This window comes from Herbaspirillum lusitanum (assembly GCF_046025995.1).
Lineage (GTDB): Bacteria > Pseudomonadota > Gammaproteobacteria > Burkholderiales > Burkholderiaceae_D > Herbaspirillum > Herbaspirillum lusitanum_A.
In genome coordinates this window covers 430,195-448,476 of the sequence record NZ_JAQQFM010000003.1, presented here as the reverse complement: position 1 = coordinate 448,476, position 18,282 = coordinate 430,195, and the positions used below count along the sequence as shown (strand labels likewise).

The 18,282-nt window shown below is 57.1% G+C and carries 21 protein-coding genes and 1 tRNA gene; 2 read left to right on the top strand and 20 right to left on the bottom strand.

The window, feature by feature from the left end:
* Nucleotides 1–892: 892 nt before the first annotated feature.
* Nucleotides 893–1,972 carry a uroporphyrinogen decarboxylase gene (gene hemE, locus PQR62_RS07890; protein WP_408156539.1) on the bottom strand — a complete coding sequence of 360 codons (1,080 nt, stop codon included), beginning with the start codon at nucleotides 1,970–1,972 and terminating at the stop codon, nucleotides 893–895.
* A 147-nt stretch (nucleotides 1,973–2,119) separates the two neighbouring features.
* Nucleotides 2,120–3,574, bottom strand: a complete 1,455-nt coding sequence (gene gabD / locus PQR62_RS07885; protein ID WP_408156538.1) for an NADP-dependent succinate-semialdehyde dehydrogenase — start codon at nucleotides 3,572–3,574, stop codon at nucleotides 2,120–2,122.
* 322 nt (nucleotides 3,575–3,896) lie between these two features.
* Here gabD and PQR62_RS07880 point away from each other — a divergent pair, with 322 nt between their 5' ends.
* Nucleotides 3,897–4,682 carry a transporter substrate-binding domain-containing protein gene (locus PQR62_RS07880; RefSeq protein ID WP_408156537.1) on the top strand — a complete coding sequence of 262 codons (786 nt, stop codon included), beginning with the start codon at nucleotides 3,897–3,899 and terminating at the stop codon, nucleotides 4,680–4,682.
* A 123-nt stretch (nucleotides 4,683–4,805) separates the two neighbouring features.
* On the opposite strand, the gene PQR62_RS07875 is transcribed toward PQR62_RS07880, so the two are convergent.
* The 14 genes from PQR62_RS07875 to PQR62_RS07810 form a co-directional block, all read right to left on the bottom strand.
* Nucleotides 4,806–5,573 carry an SGNH/GDSL hydrolase family protein gene (locus PQR62_RS07875; protein WP_408156535.1) on the bottom strand — a complete coding sequence of 256 codons (768 nt, stop codon included), beginning with the start codon at nucleotides 5,571–5,573 and terminating at the stop codon, nucleotides 4,806–4,808.
* Between the two features lie 2 nt (nucleotides 5,574–5,575).
* Nucleotides 5,576–6,388, bottom strand: a complete 813-nt coding sequence (locus PQR62_RS07870) for a PPK2 family polyphosphate kinase (protein WP_408156533.1) — start codon at nucleotides 6,386–6,388, stop codon at nucleotides 5,576–5,578.
* 48 nt (nucleotides 6,389–6,436) lie between these two features.
* Entirely contained in the window at nucleotides 6,437–6,859 is a 423-nt protein-coding gene (locus tag PQR62_RS07865) for a CoA-binding protein (RefSeq protein ID WP_408156531.1), read from the bottom strand.
* 116 nt (nucleotides 6,860–6,975) lie between these two features.
* On the bottom strand, nucleotides 6,976–7,140 hold the full coding sequence (locus PQR62_RS07860; RefSeq protein WP_408156529.1) for a hypothetical protein: 165 nt from the start codon (nucleotides 7,138–7,140) through the stop codon (nucleotides 6,976–6,978).
* 93 nt (nucleotides 7,141–7,233) lie between these two features.
* Nucleotides 7,234–7,656 carry a F0F1 ATP synthase subunit epsilon gene (locus PQR62_RS07855; RefSeq protein ID WP_408156528.1) on the bottom strand — a complete coding sequence of 141 codons (423 nt, stop codon included), beginning with the start codon at nucleotides 7,654–7,656 and terminating at the stop codon, nucleotides 7,234–7,236.
* A gap of 65 nt (nucleotides 7,657–7,721) precedes the next feature.
* A complete protein-coding gene (gene atpD / locus PQR62_RS07850) occupies nucleotides 7,722–9,122 on the bottom strand; it encodes a F0F1 ATP synthase subunit beta (protein ID WP_408156527.1) in 1,401 nt (466 codons plus the stop codon).
* Between the two features lie 57 nt (nucleotides 9,123–9,179).
* A complete protein-coding gene (gene atpG / locus PQR62_RS07845; protein WP_408156525.1) occupies nucleotides 9,180–10,049 on the bottom strand; it encodes a F0F1 ATP synthase subunit gamma in 870 nt (289 codons plus the stop codon).
* Nucleotides 10,050–10,079: 30 nt separating this feature from the next.
* Nucleotides 10,080–11,621 (bottom strand): F0F1 ATP synthase subunit alpha, encoded by a 1,542-nt coding sequence (gene atpA, locus PQR62_RS07840; RefSeq protein WP_408156523.1) that lies wholly within the window; start codon nucleotides 11,619–11,621, stop codon nucleotides 10,080–10,082.
* Between the two features lie 48 nt (nucleotides 11,622–11,669).
* Complete coding sequence (locus tag PQR62_RS07835; protein ID WP_408156521.1) at nucleotides 11,670–12,203, bottom strand: F0F1 ATP synthase subunit delta; 534 nt, start codon at nucleotides 12,201–12,203, stop codon at nucleotides 11,670–11,672.
* 1 nt (nucleotide 12,204) lies between these two features.
* Entirely contained in the window at nucleotides 12,205–12,675 is a 471-nt protein-coding gene (locus PQR62_RS07830; RefSeq protein WP_408156519.1) for a F0F1 ATP synthase subunit B, read from the bottom strand.
* Nucleotides 12,676–12,750: 75 nt separating this feature from the next.
* Nucleotides 12,751–12,996, bottom strand: a complete 246-nt coding sequence (gene atpE, locus PQR62_RS07825) for a F0F1 ATP synthase subunit C (protein WP_006461334.1) — start codon at nucleotides 12,994–12,996, stop codon at nucleotides 12,751–12,753.
* 79 nt (nucleotides 12,997–13,075) lie between these two features.
* Nucleotides 13,076–13,897, bottom strand: coding sequence for a F0F1 ATP synthase subunit A (gene atpB / locus PQR62_RS07820; protein ID WP_408156516.1), 822 nt, complete (start codon nucleotides 13,895–13,897; stop codon nucleotides 13,076–13,078).
* Complete coding sequence (locus tag PQR62_RS07815; protein WP_408156514.1) at nucleotides 13,894–14,238, bottom strand: ATP synthase subunit I; 345 nt, start codon at nucleotides 14,236–14,238, stop codon at nucleotides 13,894–13,896. Before PQR62_RS07815 ends, atpB begins: the two co-directional genes overlap by 4 nt.
* 725 nt (nucleotides 14,239–14,963) lie before the next feature.
* A tRNA-Arg gene (locus PQR62_RS07810) sits at nucleotides 14,964–15,039 on the bottom strand.
* Between the two features lie 215 nt (nucleotides 15,040–15,254).
* Here PQR62_RS07810 and PQR62_RS07805 point away from each other — a divergent pair.
* Nucleotides 15,255–15,872: a c-type cytochrome gene (locus PQR62_RS07805; protein WP_408156512.1), complete on the top strand. Its 618-nt coding sequence runs from the start codon at nucleotides 15,255–15,257 to the stop codon at nucleotides 15,870–15,872.
* 155 nt (nucleotides 15,873–16,027) lie between these two features.
* Here the strand turns inward: PQR62_RS07805 and PQR62_RS07800 are convergent, their stop codons facing one another.
* The 4 genes from PQR62_RS07800 to PQR62_RS07785 form a co-directional block, all read right to left on the bottom strand.
* Nucleotides 16,028–16,690 (bottom strand): YiaD family glycine zipper/OmpA-like lipoprotein, encoded by a 663-nt coding sequence (locus PQR62_RS07800; protein WP_408156510.1) that lies wholly within the window; start codon nucleotides 16,688–16,690, stop codon nucleotides 16,028–16,030.
* A 164-nt stretch (nucleotides 16,691–16,854) separates the two neighbouring features.
* Complete coding sequence (locus PQR62_RS07795) at nucleotides 16,855–17,247, bottom strand: hypothetical protein (protein ID WP_408156508.1); 393 nt, start codon at nucleotides 17,245–17,247, stop codon at nucleotides 16,855–16,857.
* Between the two features lie 55 nt (nucleotides 17,248–17,302).
* On the bottom strand, nucleotides 17,303–17,701 hold the full coding sequence (locus PQR62_RS07790) for a phage holin family protein (protein ID WP_408156506.1): 399 nt from the start codon (nucleotides 17,699–17,701) through the stop codon (nucleotides 17,303–17,305).
* Between the two features lie 9 nt (nucleotides 17,702–17,710).
* Nucleotides 17,711–18,019 carry an ElaB/YgaM/YqjD family protein gene (locus PQR62_RS07785; RefSeq protein ID WP_408156503.1) on the bottom strand — a complete coding sequence of 103 codons (309 nt, stop codon included), beginning with the start codon at nucleotides 18,017–18,019 and terminating at the stop codon, nucleotides 17,711–17,713.
* Nucleotides 18,020–18,282 lie beyond the last annotated feature (263 nt).

The following is an 18,282-nucleotide window of genomic DNA, read 5'->3' as shown; positions in this document are numbered from 1 at the left end:
CTTTGGGGACAACTCGCTATTGACAGCCCTTTGCCCAGTCTGGAAGCGGCTTTCAATAAATTGCCCAATTCAAAAGCAAAAAATAATTCCTTAAAAAACAATTACTTAGGAAAATAAAAAGTTCTCGAAAAAATTTTTTTAAAATTATTTTTCAAGCCGGTGACATGGCCCTTCATGTGCATAAGTCCTTTTTTGTGCTTCCTTATGCAAACGCTGAGCGGTTTTTGTCAACCCATCATTTAATTTCATTACAGAAACAAAATGGAACATTTCATTGGAACGGTGCCGACAAACCTCAAGTAAAACTTGAGATACATCCGTAAGCGCCCGTTTCATAAGCTCTTTTTGAGCTATCCACAAACTCTGTGGATAACTTTGGGGACAAGTCGGTATTGACAAGCCTGCAGCCCAGGTCACGAGCGGCTTCCAATAGATTGCCCAAATGCGCGGCAAAAATTAAGTCATTTAAAATCAAACACTTGCAAAAACCGGAGTGCGAAACACTTCTATCCACGGATAAAAAACATTCTTGTTAAGCGCAGACCCGATATTGTGCATAAGTTGGCGCAGCAGGATTGACATCTGCATTTTTTTGCACCAAGGCCAGCCTGCATGACGAACCGACGGCGCAAAACACGGGAAAATATTGAGCCTGGGGAATTCTTATTCAGGACTTGGCGCTCATCTTGCACACTATCGATGAAGCGAACTCGCCAGCCGCACCAATGTTGACTGTTATGTTGTTCACGCGCAGCCCGCGTCGCTCAGAAAGAAACCGCTGCAAGCAGTGAAAGTGGCGCGTATCTGCCCCTTTCTACATCTTGTCAGTCAGACATTTTCCGAGCACGTGCGCACGGCCGCGAGCATGCTTCGCACTCCCCTGGCGTGTTAATTAAGCCCGCAGTTCTCTGCTGATCCGATGCACGGCCTCGGCCAGCACCGTCACCGATTCCGGCGGCGTGAACTGCGAGATGCCATGGCCGAGATTGAAGACATGGCCCTGCCCTGCTTCCGGCTTGCCATAGGACTCCAGCAATTTGCGCACTTCGGCGCGAATCTGATCCGGGCCGGCGAATAGCACGTTCGGATCCAGATTGCCTTGCAGCGCGACCTTGGCCCCCACGCGGCGACGCGCTTCGGCCAGATTCACGGTCCAGTCGAGGCCGACGGCGTCGGCGCCGATGGCGGCAATCTGCTCCAGCCACAGGCCGCCGCCCTTGGTGAACACGATGGCGGGAATCTTCACGCCGTCTTTTTCGCGCTTGAGCTGACGCATGACATCGGCCATGTAGTTCAGCGAAAACTGTTGATAGATGCCGTCGGCCAGCGCGCCACCCCAGGTGTCGAAGATCATCACGGCTTGTGCGCCTGCGTCGATCTGCGCATTGAGATAGGCGGCGACCGCAGCGGCATTGGTTTGCAGGATGTGATGCATCAGATCGGGACGATCGTAGAGCATGGTCTTGACGGTGCGGAAGTCGTCCGAACCGCCGCCTTCCACCATGTAGCAGGCCAGCGTCCATGGGCTGCCGGAGAAACCGATCAGCGGCACGCGGCCATCGAGCTCGGTACGGATCTGCGTGACGGCGTTGAAGACGTAGTCGAGCGAAGCCAGATCGGGCGCGCGCAGCGCCTTGACCGCCGCTTCGTCGCGCAGCGGACGTTCGAATTTGGGACCTTCTCCATCGGCAAAATACAGACCCAGACCCATGGCGTCCGGCACGGTCAGGATGTCGGAAAACAGGATCGCAGCATCCAGCGGATAACGTTCCAGCGGTTGCAGCGTCACTTCGGTAGCGTAGTCGGGATTTTTCGCCAAGCCCAGAAACGAACCGGCGCGCGCGCGGGTGGCGCGGTATTCGGGCAGATAACGGCCGGCCTGACGCATCAGCCACATAGGCGTGTAGTCGGTCGGCTGGCGCAGCAGCGCGCGCAGGAATGTGTCGTTCTTGAGGGGAGCAAATTGGGACATGAGTCGATTCTGATAGCGGACGGCAATTCGCTATTATCTCATTCAATTCGCATGGACTTTGATGCGCGGCATCATGGCCGCCATGGAGCGGCCGGCATTTCCCACATGCCGGCCGCCGCTGATGTCGTCAGTATCCCGGCTCAGATCTCAGATGCCGCCCATGCACAGATACTTGATGACCAGATAGTCGTCCAGACCGTAATGTGATCCTTCGCGCCCCAGACCGGATTGCTTGACGCCGCCGAAGGGCGCGACTTCATTGGAGATCAGGCCGGTATTGATGCCGACCATGCCGCTTTCCAGCCCTTCGGCCACGCGCCAGATGCGGCCGATATCGCGCGAGTAGAAGTAGCTGGCCAGACCAAATTCGGTATCGTTGGCCAGTGCCACCGCCTCTTCATCGGTCTTGAAACGGAACAGCGGCGCCATCGGGCCGAAGGTTTCTTCCTTTGCCACCCGCATGTCGCTGGTGACGTCGGCCAGCACCGTGGGCTCGAAAAAGCTGCGGCCGAGTGCATGGCGTTTGCCGCCCAGCAGCACCCGTGCGCCCTTGCCGGTGGCGTCTGCAATATGCTCCTCGACCTTTTTGACTGCGCTCTCGTTGATCAGCGGCCCTTGCGTCACGCCGTTTTCCACGCCATCGCCGACCTTGAGTTTCTGCACGGCGGCGACCAGCTTTTGCGCGAAGGCATCGTAGACACCGTCCTGCACATACAGGCGATTGGCGCAGACACAGGTCTGCCCGGCATTGCGGTATTTGGAGGCAATCGCGCCTTCCACGGCGGCATCCAGATCGGCATCGTCGAACACGATGAAGGGCGCGTTGCCGCCCAGCTCCAGCGAGAGTTTCTTGATGGTGGGCGCCGATTGCGCCATCAATTTACGGCCGATATCGGTAGAGCCGGTAAACGACAATTTGCGCACCAGCGGGTTGGAGGTCAGTTCGGCGCCGATGGCATCGGAGGAACCGGTCACCACGCTGAACACGCCGGCCGGCACGCCGGCACGCTCGGCCAGCACCGCCAGCGCCAGCGCTGAAAACGGCGTGGCGCCGGCCGGTTTGAGCACCATCGGGCAGCCTGCGGCCAGCGCGGGACCGGCCTTGCGCGTAATCATCGCCGCCGGGAAATTCCACGGTGTGATCGCCGCGCAGACGCCGATCGGCTCCTTGGTCACGACGATGCGATTGCCCGCCAGCGGCGACGGAATGGTATCGCCATAGGCGCGCTTGGCTTCTTCGCCGAACCATTCGATGAATGAGGCAGCGTAAGTGATTTCACCCTTCGATTCGGTGAGCGGCTTGCCCTGCTCGGCGGTCATGATCAGCGCCAGATCGTCGGCATTGGCCAGCATCAGATCGTTCCACTTGCGCAAGATCTGGCTGCGCTCCTTGGCGGTCTTGCTGCGCCAGCCCTTCCAGGCGGCGTTGGCGGCTTCGATGGCGCGGCGCGTTTCGACGCCGCCCATTTTCGGCACCGTGCCGAGCTGTTCGCCATTGGCCGGATTGTGCACGGCGCTGGTCGCCTGGTTGTCGGCATCGCACCATTTGCCATCTATGTAAGCCTGCTGACGCAGCAGCGCCGGGTCTTTCAATCGCAACATGTTGTCTCCCGTTCAAGCGTGAAAAAAACGGATGTCGGCGCCGGCGCTCATTGCAAAACAATCGCACAGACAATCACAGCAACCGGCTCGGCATCCGCTGATGCCTGTTAGTAAGCGGGCCCGGGTCCGAGTTCATCCCGATTGCGTAACAAGCGATGAGGATCAGCAAAAAGCTGAGGCCATGCCGCGGCCGGCGCCCGAACTTTTGCTATCATCTGGCACCGCTTTGCCGGGCAAAAAGTGCATCAAGGCCCATCAGGCAAACAGTGACCAAGGCGCGCGCACAGCGCCACATTGCCAAAAAATCAATCTGGAGACTTGCATGAAAAAAATCCTCTGCGGCATGCTGCTGGCATGCGCCGCGCTTTCATCCATCAGCAATGCCGCCGACGCCGTTCCGGCCTCTGCCTCACGCCTCGATCAGGTGATGCAGTCGGGCAAGTTGCGCGTATGCATGACCGGCGACTACAAGCCCTTCACCTATTACAAGCCCGATCAGAGTTTCGAAGGCATCGATGTCGATCTGGCGCAATCGCTGGCCAAGTCGCTGGGCGTGGAAGCGCAATTCGTGAAGACCAGCTGGACCACGCTGACCAGGGACTTCATCGCGCAATGCGACATCGCCATGGGCGGCGTTTCGATCACGCTGGAGCGGCAAAAGATGGTTTCGTTCTCGGTGCCGCATCTGGTGGATGGCAAGGCGCCCATCGTGCGCTGCGCCGACGCTGCGAAGTTCAAGAACTTCGACATGATCGATCAGCCTGGCACGCGCGCCATCGTCAATCCGGGCGGCACCAACGAACGCTTTGCGCGCGCCAATTACAAGAAGGCGCAGCTGATTCTGCACCCGGACAATGTCACCATCTTTCAACAGATCGTGGATGGCAAGGCTGACGTGATGGTGACCGATTCCAGCGAGACCTTGTGGCAGGCCAAGCTGCATCATGAGCTGTGCCCGGTCAATCCGGATCAGCCTTTGCAGTTCGCCGAAAAGGCCTTCATGCTGCCGCGCGGCGATGTGGTGTTCAAGGACTATGTGGATGCCTGGATGCATCTGCTGAAGGCCACCGGCGACTATCAGCGCGTGTTCGACAAGTGGCTGCACTGAGCTGATACGGCGCCCGGTGATCCATCCCAGGCTTGGCCGCGATATCCGGCCCGGCATGCAAAACGCCCGCTCACGATGAGCGGGCGTTTTCATATGCATTGCCGGATTATCGTGCGGCGCTGACTAGGCGTTGGCTTCCGTCTTGCTCTTTTCGAATGCGTTTAGCGTCGCCTGTGCCAGTTGCGCTGCCCACATGTGCACGCCGGCAGCGGAGGGATGGTAGCCGTCATGCGCCATCAGACTGCGATCGCGGGTGTCGCTCCGGATCGGCACAAAGATCGTCTTCGAAGATTGTTGCGCCAGCTGACGTGCAGCACGATTGAGCACTGCCGCCTTCATGCCGAGCACATGACGCAGCGGTTGCGGCAAGGCCGGAAACAGATGCAGCGGCGGCACGCCCGCGATGATGATCAGATCGGGATGCAGCCGCGCGCGCACGGTCTGCATCAGCAAGCCGAGATCGCGACGATAGCGCGCGCTGCTGTGGAATGCGGTGCTGTCGTTGACGCCGAATGCAAGCAGCACGATCTGTATCGAACGCGACGGCAATTGCGGCGTGACATCGCGCAATGCATCGGCCACCGTTGCGCCGTTCTTTCCGAAGGCGGTCCAGCGCACCGCACTTTGCAATTGCTCTGCAAGTTGCCCTGCGAAGCGGGCAGAGATGGCCTGATCCTGCGTATCCACGCCAACGCCCGCGACCGGCGATTCGCCGATGGCCAATACTTCGATGACGGGCCATGCGTCCTTCGCGCCGGCCGGCAGACACAGACCTTCACGCGCGCCGGCCGCCTCGGGCATGCGCGGCGTCACGCGGCGGGTGCGCCGGCCCTGCACCAGCAACCATGGCAACAAGGGCAAAGCCAGCACTTCAGGCAGCCAGCGGCGCATGCTCAGCTCACCTTCAATCCGGCCAGTTCCTTCTTGGCCGGCGGATAGGCCAGCTTCATGCCCTGCAGCGTTTCCAGCACAATGTTGGCGATCGCCAGATTGCGATGCGTCTTGGAGTTCGCGGGAATCACATACCAGGGCGCGTGATCGGTATCGGTAGCCTGAATCGCCTGAAGATAGACCTTCTGATAGTCGTCCCAGCTCTTGCGCTCCTCCAGATCCTGCACGTCGAATTTCCAGTGCTTGTTGGGGTCGTCGACGCGCTCCTGCAAGCGCGAGCGCTGCTCTTCCTTGGAGATGTGCAGAAAGAACTTGAGCACCACCGTGCCGGTTTCGCTCAGCATGCGTTCGAAGTCGTTGATGTGGCCGTAGCGGCGCTTGGCTTCGGCGGCATCGATCCAGTCATGCACGCGCGTGATCAACACGTCTTCGTAATGACTGCGGTTGAACACCGCGAGTTCGCCCTGCTTCGGCACCTGCTGATGGATGCGCCAGAGATAATCGTGCTGCAACTCCAGCGGGCTGGGCGCCTTGTAACTGATGACGCGGATGCCTTCCGGATTGACGCTGCCGAACACACCGTTGACGGTGCCGTCCTTGCCGCTGGTATCCATGCCTTGCAATACCACCAGCACCTTCTTGCTATGGCTGGCGTAGAGCATGGCCTGCTGCTCGGCGATCTGCAACGCCAGCGTCTGCACCGTGACCTTATCGGCGGCCTTGTCGCCGCTGGAGAGCGGTTTGAGCGCCGCGTTTTCGTCCTTGATTTCGGTCTTTTTGGTGACGCGGAATTGTTCGCGAATGCTTGTTGCCATGGCGCTGATCTCCCTATCTTGTGGCGAGCATGATTGAAGCTGCTTCGACTACAGCACGCCGTGCGTAATTCCCATGGCGTGTTCAACTTTGATGCAACGATCCATGATCACCTTCAACCCCGCCGCCTCGGCCTTGGCGGCGGCAGTGTCATTGGCAATGCCCAGCTGCATCCAGACGCAGCTCGCGCCGATGGCGATGGCTTCGTCGACCACCGGTGGGATATCTGCCGACTTGCGGAAGCAATCGACGATATCGATCTTTACTCCGGCAGCAACAAGCGCCCCTGCGGCTTCGCTCAGGCTGGCATAGCAATGCTCGCCAAGGATCTGCTCGCCCGCATACATAGGATTGACGGCGACGATGCGGTAACCCTGGCGCTGCATATAGGCCGTCACATCGTAGCTGGGACGATCAGGACGATTGGACAGGCCGACAACAGCGATGACTGGTTTGGACGTGCTTGCGTTCACGGATGCGCTCCTTTGCAATAAGGCTAAGGCTGCGACACCAGATGTCGCAGCTGTCGCGATGAGATAGACGTGACGGTTGCAGCCAGACAGATCCGATGACAACCACGCGCAAACGATCACTTTACCCGATCATGATGCGGCGCGCCGGCTGCCCATATATGAAAGCTTTGCGGGTACTGCGATCGCGCTTTGAAAAGGAAGAGGAAGAGGAAGAGGAAGAGGAAGAGGAAGAAGAAGAAGAAGAAGAAGAAGAAGAAGAAGACCTGCTCAAAACGCGGCAACTACTATCGCTGCCAAAATGCAAACAAGAAAAAAGGCAGCCGAAGCTGCCTTTTTTCTTGATGCCGAAACTGATCGCAGAATACTGCTTCTGCTTAACGCTTCTGACGCAGCTTGTGAATCGCCGCCAATTGCGCAACCGCAGCAGCCAGTTCGGCTTGTGCAGAGGCGTAATCGATCTTCGAATCGCGATTGGCCAACGCTTCTTCAGCCAGTCGCTTCGCTTCCGTCGCCTTGGCTTCGTCCAGATCGGCGCCGCGAATCGCGGTGTCGGCCAGCACGGTCACGGTGTGAGGCTGAACTTCCAGCAGACCACCGGCCACGAACACAAACTCATCCTGCGCCTGACCCGGCACCTTGATGCGGACTGCACCCGGCTTGATGCGCGTGATCAGCGGCGTGTGACGAGGATAAATCCCCAGCTCGCCCGATTCACCCGGCAACGCGACGAATTCGGCTTCACCGGAGAAGATTTCTTCTTCGGCGGAGACCACGTCAACGTGAATGGTATTTGCCATGTCGTTTCCTATCCGGTTGACCATCCCCGCTTACGCGGGAATGGCGCCGAGATCAATAAGTGACCTTAGTTGATCTTCTTGGCTTTTTCGATTGCTTCGTCGATCGTACCGACCATGTAGAACGCTTGTTCCGGCAGGTGATCGAGTTCGCCGCTGGCGATCATCTTGAAGCCCTTGATCGTGTCCTTCAGCGAAACGTATTTACCTGGCGAACCGGTAAACACTTCAGCAACGTGGAAAGGCTGCGACAGGAAACGCTGCATCTTACGAGCACGCGACACCAGCAGTTTGTCTTCCGGAGCAAGTTCGTCCATACCCAGAATCGCGATGATGTCGCGCAATTCTTTGTAGCGCTGCAGAATACCCTGAACAGCGCGTGCTGTTTCGTAGTGTTCCTGACCCACGACTTGCGGGTCCAGCTGGCGCGAAGTCGAATCCAGTGGATCGACCGCAGGGTAGATACCCAGCGATGCGATGTCACGCGACAGAACGACGGTCGAGTCCAAGTGAGCAAACGTAGTAGCAGGCGACGGGTCGGTCAAGTCATCCGCTGGAACGTAGACGGCCTGGATCGATGTGATCGAACCGGTCTTGGTCGAAGTGATACGCTCTTGCAGACGGCCCATTTCTTCAGCCAGCGTAGGTTGATAACCCACGGCGGAAGGCATACGACCCAGCAGCGCCGATACTTCAGTACCAGCCAGTGTGTAACGGTAGATGTTGTCGACGAAGAACAGAACGTCCTTGCCTTCATCACGGAAACCTTCAGCGATCGTCAGGCCGGTCAGCGCAACGCGCAGACGGTTGCCCGGCGGTTCATTCATCTGACCGTAGACCATGGCAACCTTGGAGTTCTCTGGAGTTTCCAGATCCACAACCTTGGCTTCAGCCATTTCGTGATAGAAGTCGTTACCCTCACGAGTACGCTCACCAACACCGGCGAACACGGACAGACCGCTGTGCGCCTTGGCGATGTTGTTGATCAGTTCCATCATGTTCACGGTCTTGCCCACACCCGCGCCGCCGAACAGACCGACCTTACCACCCTTGGCAAACGGGCAGACCAGGTCAATCACCTTGATGCCGGTTTCCAGCAGTTCCTGCGATGGCGACAATTCGTCGTATGCAGGAGCCTTGCGGTGGATAGAAGCAGTTTGTTCGTGGCTCACCGGACCGCATTCATCGATCGGGTTACCCAGCACGTCCATGATGCGGCCCAGGGTCGCCTTGCCGACTGGCACGGTGATCGCTTTGCCGGTGTTCGTGATAGTCAGGCCGCGGCGCAGACCGTCCGACGAACCGAGCGCAATGGTACGAACGACGCCGTCGCCCAGCTGTTGCTGAACTTCCAGAGTCAGTTCCGAACCTTCCAATTTCAAGGCATCGTAAATCTTGGGCATCGCGTCGCGTGGAAACTCCACGTCCACCACTGCGCCGATACACTGAACGATTTTGCCATCAGCCATTTTCGTTCCTTCAATATATAAAATTTAAATACTGTTACGCATCGCTGCGCTACGTCATCAGACCGCTGCCGCACCGGCGACGATTTCAGACAGCTCTTTGGTAATCGCAGCTTGACGCGTCTTGTTGTAGACCAACTTCAACTCGCCAATTACGCTCCCCGCGTTATCGCTTGCTGCCTTCATCGCGACCATACGCGCCGATTGCTCGGACGCCATGTTTTCTGCGACGGCCTGGTAAATCAGTGCTTCGACGTAACGCACCAGCAATTCATCCACCACGCTCTGGACATCAGGTTCATAGATGTAGTCCCAGGAATGCGCACCTTCGTCCGCCTTCAGCTTGTCGCTGGACAACGGCAGCAATTGCTGCAGCGTTGCTTCCTGCTTCATCGTGTTGATGAATTTGGTGTACACCAGATAAACCGCATCCAGCTTGCCTTCCTGGTAGGCGTCGAGCAGCACCTTGACGGGGCCGATCAGCTTTTCCAGGTGCGGCGTATCGCCCAGTTGGACGGCATTGGCCGCAACGCGGGCGCCGATACGGTTCAGAAAACCGAGGCCCTTGTTGCCGATCGCGACTGTTTCAATCGCGTTGCCCTGGCCTTCCAACTCGCGCAGCTTGGCAGTCAACAGACGCAGCGAGTTGGTGTTCATGCCACCGCACAGACCCTTGTCTGTGGTGATGACGATGAAACCAACACGCTTGGCCGTATCTTGCTTGACCATGAACGGATGCGTGTACTCAGGATTGGCCTGGGACAGATTCGCAGCAATGTTGCGAATCTTGTCGCTGTATGGACGGGCCGCGTGCATCCGGTCCTGCGCCTTGCGCATTTTGGATGCGGCGACCATTTCCATCGCCTTTGTGATCTTCTTCGTATTTTCTACGCTCTTGATCTTGCCACGTATCTCTTTACCTGTAGCCATGAGTCATACTCCTTATAGCTTCAGTGAAAATTAATACGCGCCGGATTTCTTGAAATCGGCGATGGCGGCGGCCAGTGCAGCTTCGGCTTCCTTGTCCAGTTGCTTGGAGTCTTCGATCTTTTGCAGCAGCGGAGCGTGGCTGGTCTTCATGAAGCCATGCAGGCCGGCTTCGAAAGACAGAACCTTCTTGACTTCGACGTCGTCCAGATAGCCCTTGTTGACCGAGAACAGCGTCACAGCCATCAGCGAAATCGATTGCGGCGAGTACTGAGCCTGCTTCAGCAGTTCAGTCACACGTGCGCCGCGATCCAGCTGTTTGCGGGTCGCTTCGTCCAGATCCGATGCAAACTGCGCGAACGCAGCCAGTTCACGGTACTGTGCCAAGTCGGTACGGATACCGCCGGACAGGCCCTTGATGACCTTGGTCTGAGCAGCGCCACCGACGCGCGACACCGAAATACCGGCGTTGATCGCAGGACGGACACCGGCGTTGAACAGCGAAGTTTCCAGGAAGATCTGACCGTCGGTGATCGAAATCACGTTGGTCGGAACGAAAGCGGAAACGTCACCAGCTTGTGTTTCAATGATAGGCAGAGCTGTCAGGGAACCGGTCTGGCCCTTGACTTCGCCATTGGTGAACTTCTCGACATAGTCGGGGTTCACGCGCGCGGCGCGTTCCAGCAGGCGGCTGTGCAGATAGAACACGTCGCCTGGATACGCTTCACGGCCTGGCGGACGGCGCAGCAGCAGCGACACCTGACGGTAGGCAACAGCTTGCTTGGACAGATCGTCATAAACGATCAGCGCATCTTGACCGCGGTCGCGGAAGTATTCGCCCATTGTGCAACCCGAGTAGGCCGACACGTATTGCATCGCTGCCGATTCGGATGCTGTCGCAGCCACCACGATGGTGTAATCCATCGCGCCGTGCTGTTCCAGTGCGCGCACCACGTTCTTGACCGACGAAGCCTTCTGGCCGATCGCAACGTAGATGCAGGTCATGTTCTGACCCTTTTGATTGATGATGGCGTCGATCGCGACGGCAGTCTTGCCGGTCTGACGGTCGCCAATGATCAGTTCGCGCTGACCGCGACCGATAGGCACCATGGAGTCGATCGACTTCAGGCCGGTTTGCATAGGCTGCGAAACCGATTGACGTGCGATAACGCCTGGCGCGATCTTTTCGATCGGCGCTGTCAGCTTGGTGTCGATCGGACCCTTGCCGTCGATCGGCTGACCCAATGCATTCACCACGCGGCCCTTCAGTTCAGGACCGATAGGCACTTCCAGAATGCGGCCGGTGCACTTGACCGTGTCGCCTTCGGAGATGTGTTCGTATTCGCCCAGAATAACGGCGCCCACGGAATCGCGCTCCAGATTCAGCGCCAGGCCGAATGTGTTGCCCGGGAATTCCAGCATCTCACCTTGCATCACGTCGGACAGACCATGGATACGGCAGATACCGTCGGACACGGAAATGACCGTGCCCTGATTGCGAATTTCAGCGGTATCGCCAAGGCCTTGAATCCGGCTCTTGATCAGCTCGCTGATTTCAGATGCGTTGAGTTGCATAACTAACTCCTAAAATTTTTTTCTATCGCTTAGCAGGGGCTCGGACAATTACGCAGCCAAAGCAACATGTAACTGCTGCAATTTCGCGCGTACCGATGTATCGAACACTTCGTCGCCAACCACCACGCGCACGCCACCGATCAGGCTGTTGTCCACGGTCACCGAAGGATTCAGCTTGCGGCCGAACTTCTTCTCCAGTGCTGCGACCAGCTCTTTCAATGGCGCGCCGCTCAGTTCGAACGCACTGACGATATAAGCGTCTGCGGCGCCTTCCTGGGCATTCTTCAGCTCATGGAATTGCGCGGCGATTTCCGGCAGCGCAGTCAGGCGGCCGTTGGCCACCAGCGTGCTGATGAAATTCGCAGCCTCGACGCTCAGCGATGTCTTCAGCGCAGCCTTGAACACTTCGGCCAGCTTGTCATGCGAAACGGACGGGTTGTGCGCGAGCGCCTGGAGATCCGGATTGGCAGCAACCTGAGCCATCTCGGAGACGAGATCGGACCAGGCTGACAGGCTACCGGCCTTGGCTACGCGAAACAGGGCCTCTGCGTATGGGCGAGCGATCGTTGCGAGTTCGGCCATATTACAGCTCTGTTTTCAGTTGGTTCAGCAAATCGGCGTGGGCCGCTGCATTGACTTCGCGCTTCAGAATCTGCTCGGCGCCCTTGACTGCCAGAGTCGCGACTTCAGCACGCAGTTCCTCGCGCGCCTTGGTCACTTGCTGTTCAGCGTCGGCTTTGGCATTGGCGATGATACGCGCGGCTTCTTCAGCAGCGGTCTTCTTCGCTTCTTCGATCATCAGTTGAGCGCGCTTTTCAGCGTCGCCGATACGTTTCTGACCTTCGTCGCGTGCCGATGCCAGCTCAACCTGGACGCGCTTTTCAGCGGCAGCCAGATCAGCCTTGCCGCGATCAGCTGCTGCCAGGCCGTCCGCAATCTTCTTGGCGCGTTCGTCGAGCGCCTTAATCAACGGCGGCCATACGAATTTCATCGTAAAGGCCGCGAGGATGAAGAAGACCACGAACTGCGCAATCAATGTTGCATTTAAGTTCACGGTAATTTCCTTCTCAGAATAACGTGTGCCGGAATCAGACGTCCGGCATTGTGAGAATCGGCTATGCCGCCCGAATTACTTCGCGATGAACGGGTTTGCGAATGCGAACAGCATGGCGATACCAACACCGATCAGGAACGCAGCGTCGATCAGACCAGCCAGCAGGAACATCTTGGTTTGCAGGGTATTCATCAGTTCTGGCTGACGTGCAGACGCTTCCAGGTACTTACCGCCCATGATAGCGATACCGATACAAGCACCGATAGCACCCAGGCCAATGATCAAACCGCAAGCCAAAGCAACGAAAGAGACATCAGTCATGACAATTCCTTAAGAAAGTTAAGTTAATACAAGAATCAAATTACAAAATCAAAAACCGAACAGCAGTACAGCAGCCTTGTTAGTGCGCTTCGTGCGCCTGGCCCAGGTAAACCAGTGTCAACATCATGAAAATGAATGCTTGGAGCAACACGATCAGGATGTGGAAAATTGCCCAGATCGAACCCGCGATCACGTGGCCGACAAAGCCGAACGCGGTTGCAGTCGATCCCAGCAATGCGATCAGCAAGAACAACAGCTCGCCCGCATACATGTTGCCGAACAACCGCATGCCCAGGGACACGGTCTTCGCAGCAAATTCGATGATATTCAACAGCAGATTGAACGGCGCCATCCAGATGCCAAACGGAGCGGCAAACAGTTCATGAATGAAGCCGCCGGCACCCTTGATCTTGACGCTGTAATACAGCATCAGCGCCAGTACGCCCAAAGCGATGCCCAGTGTGCCGTTCAGATCGGCGGTCGGCACGATGCGGTGATGCATTTCACCCATGCCGAAGAGACGGAAGATGCCCGAAGCCAGATCGACCGGCAGAAAATCCAGCGAGTTCATCAGGGCAACCCAGACGAACACGGTCAGAGCGACCGGCGCGATGAAAGCACGGTTGCCGTGAACGATGGCCTTGGACTGGTCTTCGACCATTTCCACCACCATTTCCACGAATGCCTGGAAACGACCCGGCACGCCGGAAGTCGCCTTGCGTGCAGCAAGATACATGAACAGGCAAGCGATCACACCGGAGAACACGGACCAGAAAATGGTATCCACGTTCAGGATGGAGAAATCGACAATCTTGGTCTGGTGATGGGTAGAGAAATGCCCGAGGTGGTGGACAATATATTCGGATGCGGTGGGCGCGTGCTCAGCAGCTTCTACGGTCATGGTCGATGTCTAAACAGTAAAATGAAATAACTTTTAAGCACCACGATGAAGCTCAGCACAAATGCGAGCCAGTTCAAGCCGTGGTACAACCAAACAATTGCAGCCATGAGCGCAAAAGTCGTAGCAATCTTGATAAATTCCCCGAAGAAAAACGTCATCGGGTTGGTGCCACCAGGTTTGCGTGCACTTGTAAAAAGACGCAGGGCGAAAAGACTGTTAGGGACTACACAGCAAACTCCGCCTAGCAGAGCCGACCATAGTGCCGGAACGCCGCCCAACAAACCTGCTACACATGCAGCGACGACCATGGTCACAAGCTGCAGGAGAATAATGCGCAGCATATATATCCAATATCGTGCAAGCCGCACCCATTATGAGCAGACGGCAGCTTAGAAGCCCGGCGATTATAAAGGCTGGCTTTCCGGTTAGTCAAACTTTTACTGCGAGATCAAAGCGTTATCTCATCTACTTGACGGCGAGATGTGGAAAATACTGTACAGGATCACTTTGGCGCGTTGCAGCAAAAGTTACATCGGTGAAAGCAGCATTCGCCATCAAATTTTCAGCAGAAGTGTGGGGCTGGCAATCCCTGCTTCGCGCAACAAGAAGGACACTCTGCCCAGCAACTACACAAAAGGACGCCATGTAACCGCGCAAGCATCCGCAATTCCAAAAGCAAGACGAGCCGGCTTCGGCACTTTAAACAAATACCCACCAGAAAACCAGCCAAAGCCAAGGCCTTCCGAGAGGCTGATTCTCAAATCAGAAGCATTCGCAAATCGCTCACATCCTCAGGGCCGAACAATCGATCGCTCCGCCTTCTCAAGCAAAAGGACACTCGCGTATCGAAAAAATGCTGCAACACAGCGAGCGCTTCGCAGAATCTCAAGCGCAGGCCGCTGCTATTCATTTGTTATATCGAAATCCAGTCTGACGGCTCCCGCTCAAGCGATCGACTGCACCGCTGAAGCAGCGCCTGTGGTCCCAGACTGCCTAAGGCCCTGGAAGAACTACCTCGCTTGCTCATGCGCAAGCAAATCAGCTACAAAAAGAAGAACTTGAAAAGTGGTGCGGCTGGCTGGAATCGAACCAGCGACCCTTGGCTTCGGAGGCCAATACTCTATCCACTGAGCTACAGCCGCGTAGGAGGATTCTTGAAGAGGCCTGAAGGATACCGGTTTTCTGAGAGGCCGTCCACGCCGGGGCGCGTATTTTCCACCCCCACCCGAATTGCATTGTGACTATAATCGACGGCTAAGCGAGATCGCGCATTGAATGCCCTGCCCGGGTTCCGGGCGCAAATAAGGGGTACTGACGGGATCCGTTCCAATTCGAGGAAACATTGTCTGAGGGAATTATGAGCGACGCACATAACGAACACAATTCAGCGATCAAAACCCCAAAACAACTGATCGCAGCAATTGCAGCTGGTTTTTTAGTCCCGATAGTCTGCATTATTTTATTAGTGCAATACGTCACAAATGGCCCCAAGGTCGGTGCCGGCTCCGCCGGCCAAACACCTGAAATGATCGCCGCACGCATCAAACCGGTCGCCGATGATGGCTTCACTTTCCGTGATGCCAACGCTCCCAAACAACTGCAAACCGGCGAGGAAGTTTTCAAGTCGACCTGTGCCGCCTGCCATGCAGCAGGCATCGCCGGAGCCCCTAAGGTTGGCGACCCGGCCTCCTGGAAAGCCCGCATCGCAGAGGGGTACGACAAACTGGTGTCGCATGCGATCAACGGCTTGCGCGCCATGCCGCCCAAAGGCGGCAATCCCGATCTTGATGATGTGGAGATCGAACGCACCGTGGTGTATATGGCCAATCAATCGGGCGCCAAGTTCAAGGAGCCGGAGGTAAAGGCCGCAGCGGTTGCGGCGCCAGCCGCCGATGGCACTGCACCAGCTGCTGGCGCCGCTCCGGCCGCAGGGTCGACCGCACCTGCAGCGCCTGGGCCAGAGGTTGCCAAGTAAATTGCAGCGGCTATTTATTTGCGGCATCCGACCTGAAATGTGCGGCACACTGGCTCCGCCAGCCATGACGCCTATGAATTCTTGCGATGAAAAGCGCGAATAAGAAGCAAAAAAGCCCCGGAAAACCGGGGCTTTTTCATAGGCTCAAATCCAAATCAGCGTGGCTGCTGCTGAGGCTCGGCGACAAAGATTTCAACACGGCGATTCTTCGCGCGATTGGCATCCGAATTATTCACGACCAGCGGCTCGTGTGAACCACGGCCCTCGGTGGTGAAGCGATTCGCGGCAACGCCACGTGCACTCAGATAATCACGCGCGCGCGTTGCACGCTCCACCGACAAAGGATTGTTGATGGCATCGCTGCCGGTATTGTCGGTGTGACCAATGATGGTCACGACCGTCGCCGGATTTTCAAGCAGCGTGCTTGCAAAGCGATCCAGCACAGGACGGAAATTCGGCTTGATGTCGGCTCGGCCGGTATCAAAGGAAATGTCGCTCGGAATCTCAAGCTTCAGGCGATTATCCTGCGTCTGAGTGACCTGCACACCGGTACCTTGGGTCGCCTGTTCCATCGCACGCTTCTGGTTCTCCATGCGGGTCGACCAGACATTGCCGACCACGGCACCGATCGCCCCGCCAATCGCCGCGCCGCCCACTGCGCGTCCACCACCACCGCCGCCGGTCGCAGCACCGAGAATACCGCCGATGCCCGCGCCCACGCCGGCACCGGTTGCCGTACCGCGCTGCGTCGCGCTCATGTCGGCGCAACCGGAAACGGCCAATGCCAGCGCCACTGCGCCTATCGATAATTTGTACATGGGAGATCCTTTCTTTTTCAATTGCCCGGCCTGTTCAGGTGGGCCAATCAGAAATTTTTGATGAGAGTTGAGGCCTGCTATAAATGTTGAAGCGGGGCTGAAGAATCATCCAACTTTTGCATGGACGCGTCGGCGCGCCCCGCCGGAGTCACGCAAGTCCAAAACTATTCGACTTGCGTGAAAGATCCGTCTTCATCGTCGTCAAGCGCATCATCCCTGTTGCGCCTGCTGAGGTAAAAAGCCAGCCCCGCGACCGCGGTGATCACGCCGCCGTACATCAGCGGTTTGCGCAGATAGCGCTTGGACATCAGAGACATCGCGCCGATCACCAGCGGCGACAAAGACTGCAGGCTTGCGCCTGAGCTCAAGGTACCGCCGAGTACCGAACTGGCGGCGCCGGCGATGCGCTTGAACGCTCCCTTGGCGAGCGATTCGGCGTTGAGGTTGGAACGCACCACAGTACGCGCCTCGATAACACCCAGCCGATACAAGGCGCCCTGCGCCAGCACTTTGCGCTTGCGCTCCTCCAGCGTCATTCCCTGATCGATGTCCGGCATGAATATATCTCCCTGTTATTCGCTTGTTTCGCTGGTGTCGGAGTCGCCTGCAGATTTACAGCAAGGCATCCCTGTCCTTGCGCAACTCTGTCATCGTCGTACGCAGAGACAACTTGCCTTCGGTCAGTATGTAGCGTGCGTACCAGGCAAGTCCCAGCGTGGCCAGGGTGAAGAACAGGCCGAACGCCAGCAGGATCTTCCAACCCCAGGCTTCCCACGCGAGGAAAACCACCAGCACCGACCAGAAGGCGACCGCGAACCATAAAGCGATCGCGCCGAGCATGAAAATGACCAGAAAACGGATCACGTTCACGCCGATTTCCGACATCTCGAGAGATGCCAGCTCGATGCGGCTGATGATCAAACCCAGCAGATTCTTGGCGATGCCCAGCAGGCCGGCGACGAGCCCCGGATTAGTTGGCTCCGGATTTGGATGGGGTTGGTGGTTTGCCATCGACGGCGCTTACTTGCTGCGGCCGATGACGAGGCCGACCAGCAGACCGACGCCGGCGGAAATTGCAACGGCGCGCCATGGATTTTCATGCACGTAGTCGTCGGTGCGGGTGGCGACTTCCTTGCCCTTTTCAATCGCGACGGCTTGCGCGGCCTGCGCTTTTTCAACAGCGGCTTCCAGCAGGGTCAGGCCCTTGGCGCGCAGCTCATCGGCCTTGTCGCCGGTGGCGGAAGCGGCTTCCGCAAACAATTCCTGCGCATCTTTTACCAGTGTCTTCATATCGTTTCTCACAGTCTTAAGGGCGTTGGATGGGGCCATTATGGATTCTCCTTCTTGGTCTCGGTTGATTGAATGCTGAGCGAGGCCGCAGTCGGAGAGAAAAGCCGGCATCGGAAGTTGCTGATGCACGGCTTCTGAGTCCGATTCTAACGGCAGCTAATTTTGTTCGATATGGATTTGTAACTAAAGTTTCCGACAACACAAGCAACATCAGCAATTAACAAGAAATTAACTATTTCCTTGTACCACGACAGGCCTCGGTGTTGCGATCTTAGGAAGAGCCTGTCGCATACAGTTTGCAC